Consider the following 20179-nt stretch of genomic DNA (forward strand, 5'->3'; position numbering starts at 1 on the left):
GCTTTGAGCGGGTATAGTTTAGTGGCAAAACGAAAGCTTCCCAAGCTTTAGTTGAGGGTTCGATTCCCTCTACCCGCTCCACTCAAATAGGTTCTCCTGTCATGCCACGGATGACACGGGAAGCATAAAAACCGGTCCCTGTGACCGGTTTTTTTATGCCTGGCGTTCAAGGGCCGATAACGGCTGTGTTCGCGCCGCCCCAGAAAACTGTACAAATATAAAATTCTGTACAAGTATTGTGCACTGGGTAGCAAAACACATTGATCAACCGGTCGATCACGCCCAGGTCGGCGTCCAATGAGGTGCAATTCATGAATGTGCACATGCTGACCGAGCTGGCCGCGAACGGCGAGATCCGCGAGCTGCAATTGCTGTCGCTGGAAGGTGGCTTGTATCTGGCACGGGTCCGGCTGGATCGCGATGAAAAAACGCTGCAGGGCGATGACGGGCAGCCACTGCGCATCCGCTCCACCACCCATTTGCGCGACCTGCTGCAAGGGGTGCCCGCGTTTCCCTGCGTGCTGGTGCAACACAGCGTGCATGACGAGATGTGCGGGGTACGCGAAGGGCCGATTGGTGGATTGCGCATTCCGTTTTCGCTGAACGCGACGCTCTAAGCTACATTTATTGTCGGACCCGTTTTCCGAGTATCAGCGACATTGATTTAAGCAGCGTCCTGCCGACCGCAAGAAACCGGTTTCTCCCAGGGTTCACTGCGCGGATAGTTGCACCGCACAGCCTCAAGGATCAAGCCCATGTCATACGCCTGCAAATTCATACCCTCCCCCGTCGGCCAACTCACCCTGGTAGCCCGCAATGGCAAGCTCGGTGCCGTGCTCTGGGAAACGGAACGGGAAAATCGGGTGCGCCTGGGTGAGTTGCACGAAGCCAACGACAGCCCGGTACTCCTGGAAACAGAGCGCCAGCTGGCGGAGTATTTCGCGGGTACGCGCAATCGTTTCGAGTTGGAACTGGATTTCTGCGGCACTGATTTTCAGCGGCAAGTCTGGCAGGCTTTGCTGACCATCCCCTTCGGCGAAACCCGCAGCTACAGCCAGATAGCCCGGCAGATCGGCAACCCGAACGCCGTGCGCGCCGTAGGCGCGGCGAACGGGCGTAACCCCATCTCGATCATTGCGCCCTGTCACCGTGTCGTGGGGGCTTCGGGGGCACTGACAGGGTTTGCCGGCGGGCTTGAAGCCAAGCAGTATCTGTTGACACTGGAGGATCGCGGCCAGGCAACACTGGCGTTCTGATCACGGGCCTGGCACAGGCCCGCGAACAAAAGCCACGCAGTCGAATAATCGTTGGAAACCCAATTTTTGATACAGCGGGACAGCCATCATCGACCCCTCGAGAAAACACCTGCGTGCCCCAAGCCCCGAGGCGTGAAGCAGGGCCGACTGGATCAATCGCGTGGCATAGCCTCTGGCACGAAAGCCGGGCAGCGTGCCGACGTCACTGAGCCTTGCCTGGCCCTCACACACTGACAAGGTCAACGCACAGCCCACCTGCCCCTCGACGGACAGGATGAAGTGATAAAGGGCTTCATCGGCGTCCAGCGCCCGCTGATGCCGGGCCTGATAATGGGCGACCGTCTCGGGCGATATCGAAAACGCACTGCCAAGCGGGCTCGCCCACTTGTTCAAGTCACGCGTCAGGCTGATCTGCACGGCCTCCTCGCTAATCGATGGCGCACAGCGTGCCAAGGGGTGAACCATCGTGGTGCTCTTTTCGGCAGGCTCAAAGCCAAGCCCGGTGAGCGCGTCGCGTAACCCGTCGACCTGTACCTCAGGCGTCACGATGCGTATAGGCAATGCGGTACGGCGGATCAGCTGCAGAATCACCGGCGTCGTTTCGCGCAGGGGCGCGCAGCCCACGCGGATGAACAACGTATTCCACGGCATGGAATTTTCCTCGGCAAGATAGGTATTGATACCGGCGGCATGTCGACGGTACACCGCGCAGGTCGCCGCGAAAAAATGATCTTCGGTCAAGTAATAAAGCGCGGGTATGTCACAAGCGGCCTTTGCGTACATAAGGACTGTCCAGGTCAAAAACCCAGTCTTGCGCCCATGGCTTCGCAGCGCCGTAGGCGCGCTCCTAAAACCCGGGCAGAAAAATGCCTGCTTTGGTCCGAAGGCCAAGTTGTAAAAAGAAATTTCAGCGACCCGTTGCGGTCAGTATTTTCATCACCCCCCTTTTGAGGAAAAACAGTCATGAAATTCTCCGCTGTCTCCCAAACTCTATCGCGCTGGGCCGGCAGCCCCCGTACGTTCTACGCGGCGGTGGCGTTGATTCTGGCGTGGAGCCTGAGCGGGCCGTACTTTCATTACAACGACACCTGGCAATTGATCATCAACACCTCAACCACCATCATCACGTTCCTGATGGTGTTCCTGATCCAGAACACACAGAACCGCGACAACGACATTCTGCATATCAAGATCGACGAGCTGTTGCGTGTGTCCAAGGATGCCCAGAACGCCGTGTTGAGCCTGGACGGCCTGGACCGTAAAGAGCTTGAAAAGCTGCGCCAGGAATATCGCGATATCGGCAAAGCCGGCAGCTTGAGCCTCAACAGCAGTTGTGGCCCCGCCGCCGACGACGCGGCGCCGCCGAAAACCGATTTGAACCAGGCATAAAAAAACGGCGGNCGGTTGGAGATGATCCAACCGCCGTTTTCATTTCAAGGGGCCACTTCAACCGTCGCCCTGGTGGTCTTTGCCGTAGGTCGATGCCAGGGCCCGGGCTTTTTCCAGGCGCTCCTGCAACTTGGGCAGCGTCTCGTCCACCAACGCTTTTATCTCAGGCACATCCGACGCCGCACCTTCCTGCTTGAACAGGGCGATGGCGTCTTCGTTTTCCTTGACCTGCTGCGCGATATAGGCGGCGTCGAAGGAGTCGCCGTCCTTGAGTTCGGGCATCAGGGTTTCGGCCTTGTCGACGATCTTCTCCCGCGGGGCCACCGGCAGGTCGAGCTTTTTGGCGATCGCCGCCAGATGCTGGTTGGCCAGGGTGCGCTCGTTGATCACCTCAATGGTGTAATCCTTGATTTCCTGGGACGAGGTCTTGGCGTGCGCCATACGACTGGTTTCGATATCGGCCATGCCTTTGGCTGACGCCTGCTCGATGAATTGGGCAGGCGACTGGGCGAAAGCATTGCTGGCGCCGAGGCCCAGCAGCATCGCGAAACTGGCGGTGCGTAACCGGATAGCCATGCGGCTCATGATGGGTTCCTCCAGGGCAAAAATAGGGGCAAGGGAACGGCTCCTTGCCCTGGATTCGAATTTTGCATGCGGCAAAGGTTTAGAAAAAACTTTGCAGTGCGACGAACGGTCGTTGCTGATTCAGGCGGGTTTGCTTGCAAACAGGCCTGGCAATGCGTGCGCCAGAGCGTTGATGGCGAACCCGATAAACATCACGCCGCACAGCCTCGTAATGAGGATTTCGTGACGTTGATACACCGTACGCACACGTTGGGCACCGACCACACCGATCAGGATCGCGTAGGCCAGCAGGCCGCCGATAAAACTCAGAAATATCAGCGACGGCAGCATCGACCACGTCAGCAACTCGGCACGACTGGAGAGCAGTGCCGTGAAGGTCGCCACCGCCACCGGGTACGCCTTGGGGTTGGTCAGGCCGAACAGAATGCCGTGCCAGAACGGATGCCGCGCCGCGCCCTGAGGGGCGTCGCCGCTACGGCGCTGGGTGCGGATGGCGCGCCAGCCGAGCCAGAACAGATAAAGCCCGCTGAGCACGCCGAGTACATCAAACGCACTGCTGCCGACTTCCCGCGCCCCCACAATCGCCACCAGGGCGGTGCTGCACCACACCACGTCGCCGAGCAAATGCCCACCCAGGAAACCGGCACCGGCGCGACGGCCACGGGCGGCGCCGATGCCGAACACGGCCAACACGCCAGGGCCGGGCGTAATACCGTAGATAAACCCGGAAGCAAGGACCGCTAACAGCAGGGATGGGGTCATGGGCGGGGCTCTGGCAAATTCTGGCAAATTGTTGAAATAGACAGCGATTGTGCAGGTTCAGGGGCTACGGGTAAAACTTCATTTGTTGCGCCATTCCCTACGCCGGCAATCGTCCGCAATGCCCTGACGAACGGGACAAACGCTCCGTCGGATGACGCTGTAGTATGGCGCACTACACATCACTACATCGAGGTTTGTATGTCTGTCATGTCTCTGCGGATACCGGAAGACGTCGCCGATACGCTTGCCAGTCTCGCCAAAGCGACCGGTCGCAGCAAATCGTTCCTTGCTGTTGATGCGTTGCGCGAATACCTGGCACGTGAAGCATGGCAAATCGAAGAGATACAAAAAGCCCTGGAAGAAGCCGATGCAGGAGATTTCGCGACGCCTGCCGAGGTAAAGGCCGTCGCTGATAAATGGCGCAACAATGCAGGTTGAGTGGCTGAGGGCAGCCCTCAGAAACCTTGATGACGAAGCGGCCTTTATCGCTGAAGAAAACCCCAAAGCCGCCTCCGAGTTCGTCCAGGCGATGTTGACCGGGCTCGAACACATTGCGCAATTTCCCGCGCTGGGAAAAAAGGGCCGGGTCCCGGGGACGCGTGAATGGGTGGTGCCGCGATGGCCCTATATCGTTCCTTACCGTATTCGTGACGGGCGACTACAGGTCATGCGAATTTTTTATACCCGCCGTCAGCCACCCACCTCGTGGTAGCGACCGCTCAGCCCTCCAGCACACCTTGCACCCGCCCCCTCAGCCACTGCAACCCGGCATCCCCGCCTCGTCGTGCGTGCCAGGCCAGCTCGAACGCAAACGATGGAATATGAAACGGCGGCGGTACGCTTATCAGGTGCGTGTGATCGATATCGAGCAGGCCCCGGGATGAGACGGTCAGGATCAGGTCCGTGCCCTGAATCAACTGCGGTGCCACGCCCCAGTGCGGCAGGCTGATTGCCACATGACGCCGCTCACGAATCGCGCTCAACGCACGCTCGATTTCCGGCGTGCCGCTGCCGCGCATTTCCAGCAGGACATGGGGGCGTGACAAGTAGGCAGGCAGGTCCAGCACACCGCCTTGCGGCAGGCTGTCGCGGTCGACCAGGCAGGTGTAATGCTCCTCGAACAAGGGCGTCGTGCGCAGCTCGGCCGGCACGTCAGGGAAGACCCCGGCGGCGAGATCCAGATCGCCATTGAGTACGCCGTCGACCATGCCTTCGCGGCTGGCCTGGATGATTTGCAAGTCGATACCCGGCGCTTCATGGCGTAGCAGACGCACCAAGCCGGGCAGGAAAATCGCCGCGCTGTAGTCCGACATCGCCACGCGAAACCGGCGCTTGGCCGACGCCGGGTCAAAACGGTTCGGCGCCAGCAGCGCCTGCACCTGGGCCAGGGCCTCTGCCAACGGCGTGGCCAGCTCCAGCGCACGGGCGGTCGCTATCAATGCGCCACCCTGACGCACCAGCAACGGGTCGCCCAACAGGTCACGCAGGCGCGCCAGCGCATGGCTGACCGCCGGTTGGCTCAGGTGCAGGCGTTCGGCGGCGCGGGTGACGTGTTGCTCGCTGAGCAGAGCGTCGAGGATCACCAACAGGTTGAGATCGACGCGTCGCAGATCATTCATCAGCTGCATGCTCGGCATAAGAATTTGGAATTTAAATTTGCGCGACGAATAACCTAGAGTCCAGCAAAACCTCTGGGAGATTGGAAATGACAACGTTGCATTGGCTGGGTCTGTTGCTGCTGGCGGTAATCGCCGGCGCCGTGGTGCCGTTTCAGAGTGCAATCAACGCCAACCTGGGGCGCGGGCTCGGCCACCCGTTGTGGGCGACGCTGGCATCCCTGCTGGTAAGCATTATTGTGTTGCTGCCGGTGATCATCGCACTCCGGCTGCCCTTGCCGAGCCTGGCCTTTATCACCCGGGCGCCGCTGTGGATGTGGGCCGGTGGCGCATTTGGGGTGTGCTTCATTTCGCTGGCATTGATGCTGCTGCCCAGGCTGGGCGCATCAGGGTTTATCGCCCTGGCCATGGCCGGGCAGATTCTGGCGTCGTTGCTGCTCGACCATTTCGGGCTGTTCGGCCTGGCGCAGCGTCCAATGACAACGCCGCGGGCGCTCGGAGCGTTGTTGTTGGTGGCCGCGGTGGTGTTGATCCAGTTCAGCGCCACGCCGGTGCGGGCAGCGGCGACGGCGAGTTGATCAGCCGCGCTCGGCGGCCAGATGATTGATGTCGCGCTGCTCCACCACCGGTTGCGGCGCGCCATGGCTCACCGCCTGCAGCATCGCACGGCCGACGGTCTCGGTGCTGACAACCCAGCTCGGTTTTATCCGACGCAAAAACGAGAGCAACGGCCCGAGCACGCTGTAGAACGCCTGGTACAACGGCGTCTTGGAACGCACGCCGTGCAACGGTTGGATGATCCCCGGCCGGAACAGATAGACCGCCTTGAACGGCAAGCGCAGCAAGGCGTTCTCGGTCTTGCCCTTGACCCGTGCCCACATTGACTTGCCCCGCTCGGAGCTGTCGGTGCCGGCACCAGACACGTAGATAAACGTCATCTGCGGATTGAGCCGCGCCAGGGTGCTGGCGGCGACCAACGTCAGGTCGTAAGTGAGGTGGGTGTACTTGACTTCATTCATGCCCGCCGAGGAGACGCCCAGGCAAAAGAAGCACGCATCAAAGCCTTGCAGCAGGTTTTCCAGGGGTTGGAAATCCAGCATGTCGCCGTGCAACACCTGATGCAGTTTGCCGTGCTCCTGGGTCAATGGCGTGCGGCCGACCGCGACCACTTCCTGCACGTCGGGCGCCAGCAGGCACTCGCGCAGCACGCCCTGGCCGACCATGCCGGTGGCGCCGAATAACAGAACTCTCATGGGGGACCTCAGCGGCAAGCCGCAAGCTTCATGCTTATGTTGAACGTGTTCAACCCGTAGCTTACCGCTTGCAGCTCGAAGCCGCCCCTATCAAAACGCGCTGCGAAAGATCTCCTCGATCTGGCGCTGATCCGCGCGCCGTGGGTTGGTCAGGCCACACGCATCCTTGAGCGCATTGCTCGCCAGCAGCGGAATATCCTGCAACCTGGCGCCGAGCTCACGCAGGCCGGCGGGAATTTCCACATCCTGGGACAAGGCGCGAATCGCGACGATAGCAGCCTGCGCGCCCTCTTCCGGGGTAATCCCCTTGATATCGGCACCCAACGCGCGAGCCACGTCACTCAAGCGCTTGGCACTGACACTGGCATTGAAACTCTGCACATGGGGCAGCAGCACCGCATTGCACACGCCGTGAGGGAGGTCGTACAGACCACCGAGCTGGTGTGCCATGGCATGCACGAACCCCAGCGATGCATTGTTGAACGCCATGCCCGCGAGGAACTGCGCATACGCCATGTTCTCCCGCGCGGCCAAGTCGCTGCCGTCACGTACCGCCAGGCGCAGGTTGGCACTGATCAATTCGATGGCCTTGATTGCGCACGCGTCGGTGATCGGCGTGGCGGCGGTGGATACGTAGGCTTCAATGGCGTGCGTCAAGGCATCCATGCCGGTGGCGGCGGTGAGGCCCTTGGGCATGGCGACCATCAAGGCCGGGTCGTTGACCGACAGCAACGGCGTGACATTGCGGTCGACGATGGCCATTTTCACGTGGCGGGTTTCGTCGGTGATGATGCAGAAACGGGTCATCTCACTGGCCGTGCCGGCGGTGGTGTTGATCGCCACCAGCGGCAGTTGCGGCCGGCTCGATTGGTCGACGCCCTCATAGTCGCCGATACGCCCGCCATTGGTGGCGCACAGGGCGATGCCCTTGGCGCAGTCGTGGGGCGAGCCGCCGCCCAGGGACACGACAAAATCGCAGGCGCTCTGTTGCAGCAACGCCAGGCCCTTCTCGACGTTTTCCACATTGGGGTTGGGCTTGGCGCCGTCGTAGACCACCGAGTCGATGTCCTGCAACGCCAGTTTCTCGGCGATCATGCTGGCCACGCCGGCTTTGCACAGGCCCTGGTCCGTGACGATCAACGCCTTGCGAAAACCGTAATTGCGGATGGCGATCATGGCTTCGTCGAGGCAGTCGATGCCCATGATATTGACGGCGGGGATAAAAAACGTGCTGCTCATGGTCGATCCTCAGGGGCTTTATACCCACAGAATCCACCGCTACCGCTTGCCGTATCTTGACCAGGATCAATGCCGGCTCGTGATAAAGTCACCGTCCAGCCGATTTCGAGTAGACCCGCCGCAATGAAGGATTTCCAGGATATTGACGCCCACCTTGACGACTGGAGCGCACTGCGCGACGCCATCGACTTCAATGGGATTCTGATCGGCAACGGCGCAAGCCGCACGATTTGGGAAGACTTTGCCTACGACTCGCTGTTTGAAAACGCTCGCACAGTGGAAGAAAAGCCCCTGAGCCAATCCGAACTCAGCGTATTCGATGCGCTGCAAACCCGCAGTTTCGAGCAGGCCCTGGGCGCGCTGAAAACCACCAGCCGCGTCAACAAGGCCCTGGCGGTCAGTTCGGCGGCGCCACGTAATCGCTACTACGCGATCAAGGAAGCACTGATCAATACGATCCACACCGTGCATATTCCCTGGCGCCTGGTGCAGCCTTCGACCCTGGCGACCATCAACGCGGAACTGGCCCGCTACACCACGGTGTTTACCAGCAATTACGACCTGCTCAACTACTGGGCAATCCTGCACACGCCGGGTATCGACGACCTGTTTCGCAGCGCCGATTCAAGCTTCGACCTGCGCGACACCCGCACTGACGCCACGCGCATTCTGTACCTGCACGGCGGCCTGCACCTGGTGCGCAACCTCGACGGTACCGCGCGCAAACTGCCGTCCACCGACAGCACATTGCTCAGCAGTTTCGCGATCAACAACACAATCAAGACGCTGGACGATGTGCCGCTGTTCGTCAGTGAGGGCAAGGTGGAGGAAAAGCTCAAGACCATTCGCAGTTCGGATTATCTGTCGTTCTGCTATGAACAGTTGCTCACTCACCAGGGCACGCTGTGCATCTTCGGCCATGACCTGGGGCCGCAGGATAAACACCTGGTGGATGCGATCCGCCAGGCCAACATCACCACCCTGGCCATTTCGGTGTCGGGGCGCAGCGATGGGTTTATTCGCCAGCAGAAGCAGCGGTATTCGCAGTTGTTCGAAGGTACCGGCATGGAACTGAAATTCTTTGCCGCGCGTACCCATCCACTGGGTAATCCAACGCTGTCAGTGCCTGTCGAACACTGATCCAGTGAACGAAGAAGACCAACTGTGGGAGGGGGCTTGCCCCCGATGGTGGCCTCTGGGCCGACCAGGATGCTGGGTTGAGTACATATCCGTTTCTGCGGTAACGGCCACTTAGGGTTCCGCCCTGACGGCGGCTCACTTTTGAAAAGCGCAAAAGTAAGCAAAACGCTCTTGCCCCACCACTCGGCACCTCGCTTGGGCTCGGTGTGCCCGAACGCAGGCTTGAATCCGTGGGCCGCCGCAATGGGCCATCCATGGCCCAGTGCGGCTAACCCGGCGTCCTGCCGGGTTACCCACGGATTCAAGCCTGCGTTCGGCCAGCGTGGTTTAACGGGGCGCCTGAGATCAAGATCAAGCAGATCAAGATCAAGAGCGACTCGCTTCGCATCGTGGTTACGGTTTGGGCGCTACAGAGTTGTGTAGATGCCTATGCCCCGATGGCGGCGCATCAGTCAACACATTCGGTGCCTGACACACCGTCATCGGGGGCAAGCCCCCTCCCACATTTTGAATGGAGTACAGATTTTAAAAAGAGACAAATGACAATAATTCTCGATATCATTCGCGACCTTTCCAAGCCGTGCTGCGTCAAGAAGGATATCCATGTCTCGTCCCAAGCCCGACCCATTGTCGGCCGATGCCTGTCGCGGGTTCTATGCAGATATCCTGCATTTCCTGCGCAAACGCACGGACAACGCCAGTGACGCGGCGGATATGACCCAGGATGTGTTTACCCAATGGCTGGACTACCGCGACCGGGCCAAGGTCGAGCAGCCACGGGCGTTTCTGTTTCAGATGGCGCGCAACCTGCTGCGCGATCACTGGCGTAAACAGCAGGTACGCCGCAGTGTCCACGCCGATTCAGCCGACGCCCCCACCGAAGCCGTCACCGACGAGCAAAACGAGCCCATGGCCGCCGCGCTGCGCATCCAGCGCCTGGAACACTTGAAAGAAGTCCTCGCCGAACTCTCGCCGCGTCGGCGCGAAGCCCTTATGCTGCATCGCTTCGAAGGCTTGAGCCAGGCACAGATCGCCGCGCGCATGGGCATTTCGACGAGCATGGTGGAAAAGCACATTGCTTTTGCCCTGCTGCATTGCAAGCGACGTCTTCAACCTGACCCCGGCACGGAGCAGCCCCAATGAGCCGCCTGAGCGACCTCGACGCACTGGACATCGACGCGAGCGATGCCATTGATGCCCAAGCCGCCAGCTGGTTTGCACGCAACCGCAACCACGCGGACCGTGTCGACCGCAAGGCCTTCGCCGCCTGGCGGGCCAACCCGGCCCATGCGCGCGCCTATGCCGAATTCGAGCAATTGTGGACCGACCTCGCCCAGTTGCAGCCATTGAACAAACCCTTGGCGCTGCGCCGGCGCAAACCGGTATGGCGCCCCGCGCTGGCAATCGCGGCCGCCTTGCTCTGCGCCGTTCTTGCCCCTCATCTCGGTGCGCCACGCGAGCTGTATCACGCCCAGGTTGCCGGTCATGCCAAGGGCATGCGCACCCTGCACCTGCCCGATGGCAGCACCTTGTATGTGAACGCCAACACCCGCATTCGCATGGATTTCACCGCACACCAGCGCATCCTTCACCTGGACAAAGGCCAGTTGTACCTCGAAGTGGCCGCCGATCAGGAACGCCCGCTGTACGTACAAGCCGGCGAGGCGAATGTGCGGGTGGTGGGCACCGGTTTCGATGTGCGCCGCAGCGAACAGCAACTGGTGGTCAGCGTGGCCCATGGCCAAGTGGCCTTCGAGCCGGATCGAAAACACCCCGCCGCGTTGCTCCAGGCCAGGCAACGCGCCAGTTACCAGTACGCCAATGGCACGCTGCTGCAGCAAACCCTCAACGCCGAAGACGTCGCCGATTGGCGCAGCGGGCACTTGGCGTTTCGTAATCGCGAGCTGGCCAGCCTGATCGACGAATTGAGCCTGTACCGTCCCCAGGCGCCTCTACAGATCAGCAAGGCCGTGGCGCAACTCAAGGTGTCGGGCAACCTGGATGTGAATGACCCGGACGCACTGCTCAACGCCCTGCCCGCCCTGTTACCGGTGAAAACCGTGACGTCCGCCGACGGCATTGTGCGAATCGAATCAAGCAAATAAGCCACACATGAGAATATTTTGCATTCGCATGTGTGGATTTTTTTGCATGCCCCGTCTTCCTCCCGTCTGCGTTTGATACGCACACCTTTTTGGCTATTTAGCCGCACCGGGGGATCTCATGTTTCGCGCGCCTTGCCCTGCTTCGCACCTGTTTCTACGGCCGACCCTGCTTGCCACCTGCCTGGCGTTCAGCGTCAGCGCCCAGGCCGAGTCATTCACGCTGCAACTGCCGGCCCAGCCGTTGGCGACCTCCCTGAGCCAAGTGGCCCGGCAGGCGAAGATCCAGCTGCTGTTCGACGAGGCGTTGCTCAAGCACATGCAGGCGCCAGCCCTCAAGGGAGAGTACAGCGCAGAAGAGGCGATTCGTATCCTGCTCAAAGGCGCCGACTTCACCCTGATCAAGGTTGGCACGACCTATGTGGTGCGCGCCGATGCGGCCAGGACCACGCAAGGCCGCGCAATCCAGCTCGATACCTCGAGCGTGATCGGCACCGGCAACGAAGTGGACTCCAGTACCGTCAACCGCTCCACCCTGACCCAGGCAGACATCGACCGCTACCAGTCCAATAACATCCCCAGCCTGTTGCAGACCCTGCCCGGCGTGAGCCAGGGCGGCTCGCTCAAGCCCGGCGGCCAAACCATCAACATCCGGGGCTTCGGCGATGCCGAAGACGTGCCGATGACCGTGGATGGCGCGACCAAGAGTGGTTTCGAGCGCTACCAGCAGGGCACTGTCTTTATCGAGCCCGAGCTGATCAAGAGCATTGAGGTAGAGAAAGGCCCGAACTCACCGTTCACCGGCAACGGCGGCTTTGGCGGCACGGTCAACATGACCACCAAGGATGCCCCGGACCTGCTCAAGGACGGTCGCAACAGCGGCGCAATGCTCAAATACGGCTACTCGAGCAACGACCATGAACAGGTCTACAGCAGTGCCGTGTACGGCCGCACCGACGACGGCCGTTTCGATGCGCTGGCCTATCTGACCCAACGCGACGGCGGCGACATGAAGGTTGCCGCCAAGTTGCCCAACGAGAACAACCAGTACCCGATCAATCCTCAGCGCTTGCCCAACAGCGCCCAGGATGTGGACGGCAAGCTGTTCAAGGTCAACGCGTACTTCACCGAGGAGCACAGTGTCGGCCTGTCCTACTCGCGCTCCCACAGCAACCGCTGGACGCCCTTCTCCGCCGCCAGCTACCCGACACCGCCGACCCAGCTCAACATCGACCGCTACGGTTACGAAGGTGCACTCAAGCGCTTTCTGGCGCACCGCGATACCGTCGACACCACCTGGTCGGGCAAGTACCACTACCAGCCGCTGGACAACCCGCTGGTGGACATGACCGTCAAGTACTCCCAGTCCAACACCGAACAGAGCGACGAGCGTGACGCCACCGCGTTTTTTCAGTTGGCCACCGGCGGGCGCAAGATGGACACCGCCTACACCGACAAGCATCTGGATATCCGCAACGTCAGCCTGTTCGACACCGGCCCCCTGCAGCATGCGCTGACAGTCGGCGGGCAGGTGCGCAAGCACGTGCGCGACACCGAAATGTGGATGCCCGGCAGCACCTACAATACGCCGCGCTATAACTACGGCCATTTCCAGCCGGGCTTCATGCCCCACGGCAAGGTCGACACCAACAGCTTCTTCATCCAGGACGCAGTGACCCTGGGCGACCTGACCATCACCCCGTCGCTGCGCTACGACCATGTGCGCAACCGGGGCGAAGGCAATGATGCGCCGTACTACAACAACCCTGACCCTGCGATCGGCCACGACTACAGCGACCGCACCTACACCGGCTGGTCGCCGCGCCTGGCGCTGTTCTGGACCGTCACGCCCAACGTCGGCCTGTTTGCCAACTGGAGCCAGACCTGGCGTGCGCCGGTGATCGACGAACAATACGAAGTGCAGGGCCTGGGCAGCCGCACCGCCACCAGCGTGGACCTGGACCCGGAGCGCATCACCTCGATTACCCTGGGCAACATCACCCACTTCGACAATCTCGTCGCCCAGGATGACAACCTGCAATTGCGCACCACCTTGTTCCACAACAAGGTTGAAGACGAAATCTTCAAGGCCACTGGCGTGGGGTGCCGGAACCAGGCCATCAACGGCGGCACGATTGGCTCCGCCTGCCCAGCGGGGGCGATGTCCAACTACCGCAATATCGGCGGCCTGACGATCAAGGGCATTGAAGTGGAGTCGATCTATAACTCCACCTACGTGTTCGGCTCGGTGTCATTCGCCTATGCCAAAGGCCAGCACGAAGGCGCCTATACCAACCCCTGGGGCCCGGACGTGGCAGCGCGGGATATCCCACCGACCAAATGGGTGCTGGTGCTGGGTACCCACATTCCGGCCTGGGATGCCCAGGTAGGCTGGATGGGCCAGTTCATCGGTGCCACTGACCGCCTGCCCAGCGACAACTATTCCGGCGGCCCGGGCTCCGCGGTCGGCGATCTGTTCTACGACCAGTATGGCAACAAGCGCTACAACACTCAGGGCCTGTTCGCCAAATGGGCACCGCAGCAGGCGTATCTGAAAGGCACCGAGGTGAACTTCACCGTGGACAACCTGTTCAATGAAAACTTCCGCCCGGCGTTGAGCGGCGACCGCGCCTATTCCAAAGGGCGCGACGCGAAGATCAGCGTGACGCGGTTCTTCTGATTGCTACACCGGTAGGAGCGAGCTTGCTCGCGAAAAACTCACAGGCGCCGCGCTCATTCAGGAAGCACGCGTTATCGTTGACGTTTTTCGCGAGCAAGCTCGCTCCTACAGACCGGCATTAGGGCAAGCCCCCTCCCACATGGGGCCTGTGTTCAGGCCAAGAGACCATCGGCGCGCAGCAGGGTTTCCAGGCAGTGTTCGGTGATGTGGTAGAACGCCTTGAGTTCCTGGATTTTCACCAACAGATGCGCGTTGTCCAAAGGCTCGGCACGCTTGATCGCCAGGATCATCTTGTTCTTGTTGGTGTGCTCCAACGAGATGAACTCGAACACTTTGGTCTCATACCCGCAGGCTTCGAGAAACAACGCACGCAGGCTGTCGGTGACCATTTCCGCCTGCTGGCCCAGGTGCAGGCCGTATTGCAGCATCGGCTTGAGCAGCGCCGGGCTCTGGATCTGCAGGCGAATCTGTTTGTGGCAGCACGGCGAACACATGATGATCGACGCGCCAGAACGGATGCCGGTGTGAATCGCATAATCGGTGGCGATATCGCAGGCATGCAGGGCGATCATCACGTCCAGCCGGCTCGGCGCGACGCTGCGCACATCGCCGCACTTGAACACCAGCCCCGGGTGCTCCAGGCGCGCGGCCGCTTCGTTGCACAGGGTGACCATGTCCTGGCGCAACTCGACACCGGTCACTTCGCCTTCGGCCTTGAGCGTGTTGCGCAGGTAGTCGTGGATCGCAAACGTGAGGTAGCCCTTGCCCGAGCCAAAATCGGCAACGCGTACGGGTTGGTCGAGCTGCAACGGCGACGACGTCAGCGCATGACTGAACACTTCGATGAACTTGTTGATCTGCTTCCACTTGCGCGACATCGACGGGATCAGCGCCTGCCTGGCGTCGGTCACGCCCAGGTCGGCGAGGAACGGCCGGCTCAGGTCGAGGAAGCGATTTTTCTCGCGGTTATGCTCCGCCGATGGCGCCTCACGCAATTGCTGCGGCTTGCTTTTGAACAGCGAGCTTTTGTTCTTCTTGCTGTATTCCAGCTGGGCTTCGTCAGTCAGCGACAGCAGGTGCGCGTTCTTGAACGAGGTCGGCAGCAGCTCGGCAATCGCCGCCACACCGTCGGCCAGCGCCAGGTTCTTGGTGATGTCGCGGGTCTTGTAGCGGTAGACGAAGGACAGGCAGGGCTGCTCCTTGACCGTCACAGGCTTGATGATCAGCCGCTGCAGTTCGCCTTCATCACCGACGTACTTGGCCAGCACCAGCTTGATAAAGGCGTTATGCGCCAGGCTTGCGTTCAACAGGTCGATGAACTGGGCATGATGATCCGGCGCAGGGCTGGCGGGTTGAGCGGTGACGGACATGAACAAAAACGCCTCGGGCAAAGAATGCCGGGCATTTTAGGGGGGATACCCGGCCAGGGCACGGAGTTATTTGACCAATGGTCAGTTCCAGCAGCCTAGGTAGATCCAAATGTGGGAGGGGGCTTGCCCCCGATAGCAGTGGATCAGTCAGTATATTTGTAACTGACAGACTGCAATCGGGGGCAAGCCCCCTCCCACATTTAGAACGGCGTTGCCCTGGTTATTCGAGTACGACCAGGCGATTGGGCAGCTCATTGCGCGTGTGCGTCACCGGCACATGCACCTTGAGCAATTCACCACACGCCTCGATGCACGCAATGAACCCGGCCAGCGTTTGCCCCTGCTTCACCTGCTGGGTAAACGCCTTGACGATGCCATCCCAGTTGCTGTCGTCCAACCGCTTGGAGATGCCGTCATCCACCAGGATTTCCACATAGCGCTCCGCCTCACTGACAAAAATCAGCACCCCGGTGCTGCCCAGCGTGTGATGCAGGTTCTGCTCAAGGAACTGACGGCGCGCCAGGTTCGAGGCGCGCCAATGGCGTACCGAGCGGGGGATCAAACGGGTGGTGACCTTGGGCAAGCGAAACACCAGGCACAGCGCAATGAAGGTCGCCCACTGCGCCAGCAACAAGGTGTACATGGTCAGGTAGCCCGACAAGTAATGCACCACACCGGGCACCACCAGCGCGATCAGGCTGGCCCACAGCAACGGGATGTAGGCGTAGTCATCGGCACGCGCCGCCAGCACCGTGACCAGTTCGGCGTCGGTCTGTTGCTCGACCCGGGCGATCGCCTCGGCCACTTGGCGCTGCTCGTGTTCAGTCAGTAATGCCATGGTTGTAGATGCTCTATTTTCGTTATTGTCATTACCAGCCGCCCGACGCCCCGCCACCGCCGAAACCACCACCGCCGCCGCGAAAACCACCGCCACCGCCGCTGCCCCCACCGCCGCCGCGTCCGCTGCTGCTGAGGATCGCCAGCAGGATCGCGCCCACCGGCAGGCCCATGCGATTGCACAGCCACAACACGCCGATCAGCAGGACGAACAAACCGATGGAAAAGCCGGGATTGTCCTTGGCGAAATTCGTATCCGCCACGTGGGCCGGCACAGCCAGCGGTTCACCGCCCACCACCTGGATCATCGCCGCGACACCGTCGCTGATGCCCTGGCTGAAATTGCCGGCCTTGAACTTGGGCGCGATCACCTGATTGATGATCACCCAGGACTGCGCATCCGTCAGCACACCTTCCAGGCCGTAGCCGACTTCGATGCGCAACTTTCGCTCGTCGCGGGCCACGAGCAACAGCGCGCCGTTGTCCTTGCCCTTCTGGCCGATGCCCCACGCGCGGCCCAATTGATAACCGTAGTCTTCAATCGGCACGCCCTGCAGGTCGGGCACGGTGACCACCACGATCTGGTCACCGGAGGTCTGCTCCAGCGCCTGCAATTGCTGGGTCAGTTGCTCGCGCACCGCCGGGTCGATCATCTGGGCGTTGTCCACCACCCGCCCGGTCAATGCCGGGAAGGTCAGGGCCGCCTGGGCCAGGCCCACGCAGCCCAGCAGCCACAGCGCCAGGCCTATCCGTAATAAACGCATCGACACCTCAAGGCAGCGTTATTTGAACTTCACCTGCGGCGCCTTATCGGCATCGGCACTGGTGGCTTCAAACGTGGCGCGGATCGGCAAGTCGCTGTACATCACGCTGTGCCACAGGCGACCCGGGAACGTGCGGATCTCGGTGTTGTAGGTCTGCACGGCCTGGATAAAGTCGCGACGGGCCACGGCGATACGGTTTTCCGTGCCCTCGAGTTGCGATTGCAGGGCCAGGAAGTTCTGGTTGGCCTTCAGGTCCGGATAGCGCTCGGACACCACCATCAAACGGCTGAGTGCGCCGCTCAGGCCGTCCTGGGCTTGCTGGAACTGCTTGAGTTTTTCCGGGTTGTCGAGTGTGCTCGCATCCACCTGGATCGAGGTGGCCTTGGCCCGCGCTTCAATCACGGCGGTGAGGGTGTCCTGCTCGTGGGCGGCGTAGCCCTTGACCACTTCCACCAGGTTGGGAATCAGGTCGGCACGGCGTTGGTACTGGTTCTGCACCTGGCCCCAGGCAGCCTTGGCCTGTTCGTCCAGGGTCGGGATGTTGTTGATGCCGCAACCGCTCAGCACGCTGCTGATCAATAACAGCGCCGCGGCTTTCAAGCCCCAGCGGTAACCTTGTGCTGCTTGCATGGTGTTTCTCCTGCCCAATCTGGATGGAATGTGATGACTAACCCTATAAACCACACGCTTGGGGCATAATCCGCCACCACTGGAATGCTTCGAGCCAATCAGCTACAAAGATGCCCAGCGCGAAAAAGAGTTCAGAGTGTGCTGCATTTATCTGAACAACACCCGAACAACAATAGACGCTCCCGTCATTTTGGCCGATCAGCCTGACCGCTGTGCAGTGAGCCGAAAAAGGATATTCATGAAGAAGCTGTGTTTGCTCGGCCTTGTCGCCACTCTGGCCAGCCACCCCGTATGGGCAGAAACAAAGCCTGCTGCGCTTAAAGACAAGGACGCCTTCGTCAGCGACCTGCTCAGGCAGATGACCCTCGATGAAAAGATCGGCCAGCTGCGCCTGATCAGCATCGGCCCGGAAATGCCCCGCGAGCTGATCCGCAAGGAAATCGCCGCCGGCCGCATCGGCGGCACCTTCAACTCCATCACCCGCCCGGAAAACCGTCCGATGCAGGACGCGGCCATGCGCAGCCGCTTGAAGATCCCGATGTTCTTCGCCTACGACGTGATCCACGGCCATCGCACGATTTTCCCGATCAGCCTGGCCCTGGCCTCCAGCTGGGACATGGACGCCATCGGCCGCTCCGGGCGCATCGCCGCCCAGGAAGCCGCCGCCGACAGCCTCGACATCACCTTTGCGCCGATGGTCGACATCTCCCGTGACCCGCGCTGGGGCCGCACCTCCGAAGGCTTCGGCGAAGACACCTACCTGGTGTCGCGCATTGCCGAAGTGATGGTCAAGGCGTTCCAGGGCGCCAGCGCCGCGAATGCCGACAGCATCATGGCCAGCGTCAAGCACTTCGCCCTGTACGGCGCGGTGGAAGGCGGCCGCGACTACAATGTGGTCGACATGAGCCCGGTCAAGATGTACCAGGACTACCTGCCGCCCTACCACGCGGCGATCAAGGCCGGCTCAGGCGGCGTGATGGTGGCGCTCAACTCGATCAACGGCGTACCCGCCACCGCCAACACTTGGCTGATGAACGACCTGTTGCGCAAGGACTGGGGCTTCAAGGGCCTGGCCGTGAGCGACCACGGCGCGATCTTCGAACTGATCAAGCACGGCGTGGCCAGGGACGGGCGTGAAGCCGCCAGGCTGGCGATCAAGGCCGGCATCGACATGAGCATGAACGACACGTTGTACGGCAAGGAACTGCCGGGGCTGCTCAAGTCCGGCGAGATCGAACAGAGCGACATCGACAACGCCGTACGCGAAGTGCTCGGCGCCAAGTACGACATGGGCCTGTTCAAGGACCCGTACCTGCGCATCGGCAAGGCTGAGGACGACCCGGCCGACACCTATGCCGACAGCCGCCTGCACCGTGCCGATGCCCGCGACATCGCGCGCCGCAGCCTGGTGTTGCTGAAGAACCACAACCAGACCCTGCCCCTGAAAAAATCCGCGACCATCGCCCTGGTGGGCCCGCTGGCCAAGGCCCCGATCGACATGATGGGCAGCTGGGCGGCAGCCGGCAAGCCGGAACAGTCGGTGACCCTGCTTGACGGCATGAACGCCGTGATCGGCGAAAAGGGCAAGGTCATCTATGCCCGCGGCGCCAACATCACCGGCGACAAGGCGGTGCTCGACTACCTCAACTTCCTCAACTTCGATGCCCCGGAAGTGGTGGATGACCCGCGCCCGGCCCAGGTGCTGATCGATGAGGCGGTGAAGGCTGCGCAGAATGCTGACGTGATCGTCGCGGCCGTGGGCGAGTCCCGTGGCATGTCCCACGAGTCGTCGAGCCGCACCGACCTGAACATCCCGCAAAGCCAGCGCGACCTGATCAAGGCCCTCAAGGCCACCGGCAAGCCGTTGGTGCTGGTGCTGATGAACGGCCGGCCGCTGTCGATTCTCGAAGAGAACCAACAGGCTGATGCGATCCTGGAAACCTGGTTCTCCGGGACCGAAGGCGGCAACGCCATCGCCGACGTGCTGTTCGGTGACTACAACCCGTCGGGCAAGCTGCCGATCACCTTCCCACGCTCCGTGGGGCAGATTCCCACCTACTACAACCACCTGAGCATCGGCCGGCCGTTCACGCCGGGCAAGCCGGGCAACTACACCTCGCAGTACTTCGATGACACCACAGGTCCCCTGTTTCCGTTTGGCTATGGCCTGAGCTACAGCACATTCGGCCTGTCGGACATGGCGCTGTCGTCCACTACCCTGAACAAGACCGGCAAGCTCGACGCCAGCGTCACGGTGAAGAATACCGGCAAGGTCGATGGCGAAACCGTGGTGCAGCTGTATATCCAGGACGTGGCCGGCTCGATGATCCGCCCGGTGAAAGAGCTGAAGAATTTCCAGAAGGTCATGCTCAAGGCCGGTGAAGAACGTACCTTGCACTTCACCATTACCGAGGAAGACTTGAAGTTCTACAACGCCCAGCTCAAATTCGCCGCAGAGCCGGGAGAGTTCAATGTACAGATCGGGCTGGATTCCCAGGATGTGCAGCAGCAGAGCTTCGAGCTACTTTGATCTAAAGCTGTATGTAGGAGCGAGCT

General features: G+C 61.0%; 21 protein-coding genes and 1 tRNA gene. 12 read left to right on the forward strand and 10 right to left on the reverse strand.

Annotated elements, in window-relative coordinates; all coding sequences use genetic code 11:
* Positions 1-7 precede the first annotated feature (7 nt).
* The 3 genes from BFQ00_RS04985 (at position 8) to BFQ00_RS04995 (ending at position 1256) form a co-directional block, all read left to right on the forward strand.
* Positions 8-81, forward strand: a tRNA-Gly gene (locus BFQ00_RS04985).
* Positions 82-311: 230 nt separating this feature from the next.
* Positions 312-617: a DUF6482 family protein gene (locus tag BFQ00_RS04990; protein WP_065886212.1), complete on the forward strand. Its 306-nt coding sequence runs from the start codon at positions 312-314 to the stop codon at positions 615-617.
* A 138-nt stretch (positions 618-755) separates the two neighbouring features.
* On the forward strand, positions 756-1256 hold the full coding sequence (locus BFQ00_RS04995; RefSeq protein WP_065932792.1) for a methylated-DNA--[protein]-cysteine S-methyltransferase: 501 nt from the start codon (positions 756-758) through the stop codon (positions 1254-1256).
* On the opposite strand, the gene BFQ00_RS05000 is transcribed toward BFQ00_RS04995, so the two are convergent.
* Positions 1257-2039 (reverse strand): GNAT family N-acetyltransferase, encoded by a 783-nt coding sequence (locus tag BFQ00_RS05000; protein ID WP_065932793.1) that lies wholly within the window; start codon positions 2037-2039, stop codon positions 1257-1259.
* 180 nt (positions 2040-2219) lie between these two features.
* Between BFQ00_RS05000 and BFQ00_RS05005 the strand changes: the two genes are divergently transcribed.
* Complete coding sequence (locus BFQ00_RS05005; protein WP_065886209.1) at positions 2220-2645, forward strand: low affinity iron permease family protein; 426 nt, start codon at positions 2220-2222, stop codon at positions 2643-2645.
* Positions 2646-2702: 57 nt separating this feature from the next.
* On the opposite strand, the gene BFQ00_RS05010 is transcribed toward BFQ00_RS05005, so the two are convergent.
* Together BFQ00_RS05010 and BFQ00_RS05015 are read right to left on the reverse strand one after the other, a co-directional pair.
* A complete protein-coding gene (locus BFQ00_RS05010) occupies positions 2703-3230 on the reverse strand; it encodes a DUF4142 domain-containing protein (RefSeq protein WP_065886208.1) in 528 nt (175 codons plus the stop codon).
* A 120-nt stretch (positions 3231-3350) separates the two neighbouring features.
* On the reverse strand, positions 3351-3992 hold the full coding sequence (locus BFQ00_RS05015) for a LysE family translocator (RefSeq protein ID WP_065932794.1): 642 nt from the start codon (positions 3990-3992) through the stop codon (positions 3351-3353).
* Between the two features lie 198 nt (positions 3993-4190).
* Here BFQ00_RS05015 and BFQ00_RS05020 point away from each other — a divergent pair, with 198 nt between their 5' ends.
* Both BFQ00_RS05020 and BFQ00_RS05025 read left to right on the forward strand, forming a co-directional pair.
* On the forward strand, positions 4191-4430 hold the full coding sequence (locus BFQ00_RS05020) for a CopG family ribbon-helix-helix protein (protein WP_065893451.1): 240 nt from the start codon (positions 4191-4193) through the stop codon (positions 4428-4430).
* Positions 4420-4704: a type II toxin-antitoxin system RelE/ParE family toxin gene (locus tag BFQ00_RS05025; protein WP_065932795.1), complete on the forward strand. Its 285-nt coding sequence runs from the start codon at positions 4420-4422 to the stop codon at positions 4702-4704. Before BFQ00_RS05020 ends, BFQ00_RS05025 begins: the two co-directional genes overlap by 11 nt.
* A gap of 7 nt (positions 4705-4711) precedes the next feature.
* Here BFQ00_RS05025 and BFQ00_RS05030 read toward each other — a convergent pair whose 3' ends face one another.
* On the reverse strand, positions 4712-5629 hold the full coding sequence (locus tag BFQ00_RS05030) for a LysR family transcriptional regulator (RefSeq protein ID WP_065932796.1): 918 nt from the start codon (positions 5627-5629) through the stop codon (positions 4712-4714).
* A 68-nt stretch (positions 5630-5697) separates the two neighbouring features.
* Here BFQ00_RS05030 and BFQ00_RS05035 point away from each other — a divergent pair, with 68 nt between their 5' ends.
* Positions 5698-6186 (forward strand): DMT family transporter, encoded by a 489-nt coding sequence (locus tag BFQ00_RS05035; RefSeq protein ID WP_065932797.1) that lies wholly within the window; start codon positions 5698-5700, stop codon positions 6184-6186.
* Here the strand turns inward: BFQ00_RS05035 and BFQ00_RS05040 are convergent, their stop codons facing one another.
* The gene (locus tag BFQ00_RS05040) at positions 6187-6861 is read right to left on the reverse strand and encodes an NAD(P)H-binding protein (protein ID WP_065893447.1); all 675 of its coding nucleotides are present in this window, start codon (positions 6859-6861) and stop codon (positions 6187-6189) included.
* A 90-nt stretch (positions 6862-6951) separates the two neighbouring features.
* The gene (yiaY, locus tag BFQ00_RS05045) at positions 6952-8100 is read right to left on the reverse strand and encodes an L-threonine dehydrogenase (protein ID WP_065886202.1); all 1149 of its coding nucleotides are present in this window, start codon (positions 8098-8100) and stop codon (positions 6952-6954) included.
* A gap of 123 nt (positions 8101-8223) precedes the next feature.
* On the opposite strand from yiaY, the gene BFQ00_RS05050 reads away from it, so the two are divergent.
* The 4 genes from BFQ00_RS05050 to BFQ00_RS05065 all read left to right on the forward strand — a co-directional run bounded on the left by BFQ00_RS05050 (position 8224) and on the right by BFQ00_RS05065 (position 14022).
* Positions 8224-9240 carry a DUF4917 family protein gene (locus BFQ00_RS05050; protein WP_065932798.1) on the forward strand — a complete coding sequence of 339 codons (1017 nt, stop codon included), beginning with the start codon at positions 8224-8226 and terminating at the stop codon, positions 9238-9240.
* Between the two features lie 603 nt (positions 9241-9843).
* A complete protein-coding gene (locus BFQ00_RS05055) occupies positions 9844-10383 on the forward strand; it encodes an RNA polymerase sigma factor (protein WP_065893445.1) in 540 nt (179 codons plus the stop codon).
* Entirely contained in the window at positions 10380-11345 is a 966-nt protein-coding gene (locus BFQ00_RS05060) for a FecR family protein (protein ID WP_065932799.1), read from the forward strand. Before BFQ00_RS05055 ends, BFQ00_RS05060 begins: the two co-directional genes overlap by 4 nt.
* Before the next feature lie 118 nt (positions 11346-11463).
* The gene (locus tag BFQ00_RS05065; RefSeq protein WP_065932800.1) at positions 11464-14022 is read left to right on the forward strand and encodes a TonB-dependent receptor; all 2559 of its coding nucleotides are present in this window, start codon (positions 11464-11466) and stop codon (positions 14020-14022) included.
* 152 nt (positions 14023-14174) lie between these two features.
* Here the strand turns inward: BFQ00_RS05065 and BFQ00_RS05070 are convergent, their stop codons facing one another.
* The 4 genes from BFQ00_RS05070 to BFQ00_RS05085 form a co-directional block, all read right to left on the reverse strand.
* Positions 14175-15392 (reverse strand): class I SAM-dependent methyltransferase, encoded by a 1218-nt coding sequence (locus BFQ00_RS05070; RefSeq protein WP_065932801.1) that lies wholly within the window; start codon positions 15390-15392, stop codon positions 14175-14177.
* Between the two features lie 220 nt (positions 15393-15612).
* Positions 15613-16230: a TPM domain-containing protein gene (locus tag BFQ00_RS05075; protein WP_065932802.1), complete on the reverse strand. Its 618-nt coding sequence runs from the start codon at positions 16228-16230 to the stop codon at positions 15613-15615.
* Positions 16231-16261: 31 nt separating this feature from the next.
* Positions 16262-16993: a TPM domain-containing protein gene (locus BFQ00_RS05080; protein WP_065932803.1), complete on the reverse strand. Its 732-nt coding sequence runs from the start codon at positions 16991-16993 to the stop codon at positions 16262-16264.
* Positions 16994-17011: 18 nt separating this feature from the next.
* On the reverse strand, positions 17012-17623 hold the full coding sequence (locus BFQ00_RS05085) for a LemA family protein (RefSeq protein ID WP_065886194.1): 612 nt from the start codon (positions 17621-17623) through the stop codon (positions 17012-17014).
* 238 nt (positions 17624-17861) lie between these two features.
* On the opposite strand from BFQ00_RS05085, the gene bglX reads away from it, so the two are divergent.
* Positions 17862-20153, forward strand: coding sequence for a beta-glucosidase BglX (gene bglX, locus BFQ00_RS05090; protein ID WP_065932804.1), 2292 nt, complete (start codon positions 17862-17864; stop codon positions 20151-20153).
* Positions 20154-20179: the final 26 nt, after the last annotated feature.

Origin of the sequence: Pseudomonas sp. 28 E 9, from assembly GCF_900004785.1 — a bacterium.
Lineage (GTDB): Bacteria > Pseudomonadota > Gammaproteobacteria > Pseudomonadales > Pseudomonadaceae > Aquipseudomonas > Aquipseudomonas orientalis_A.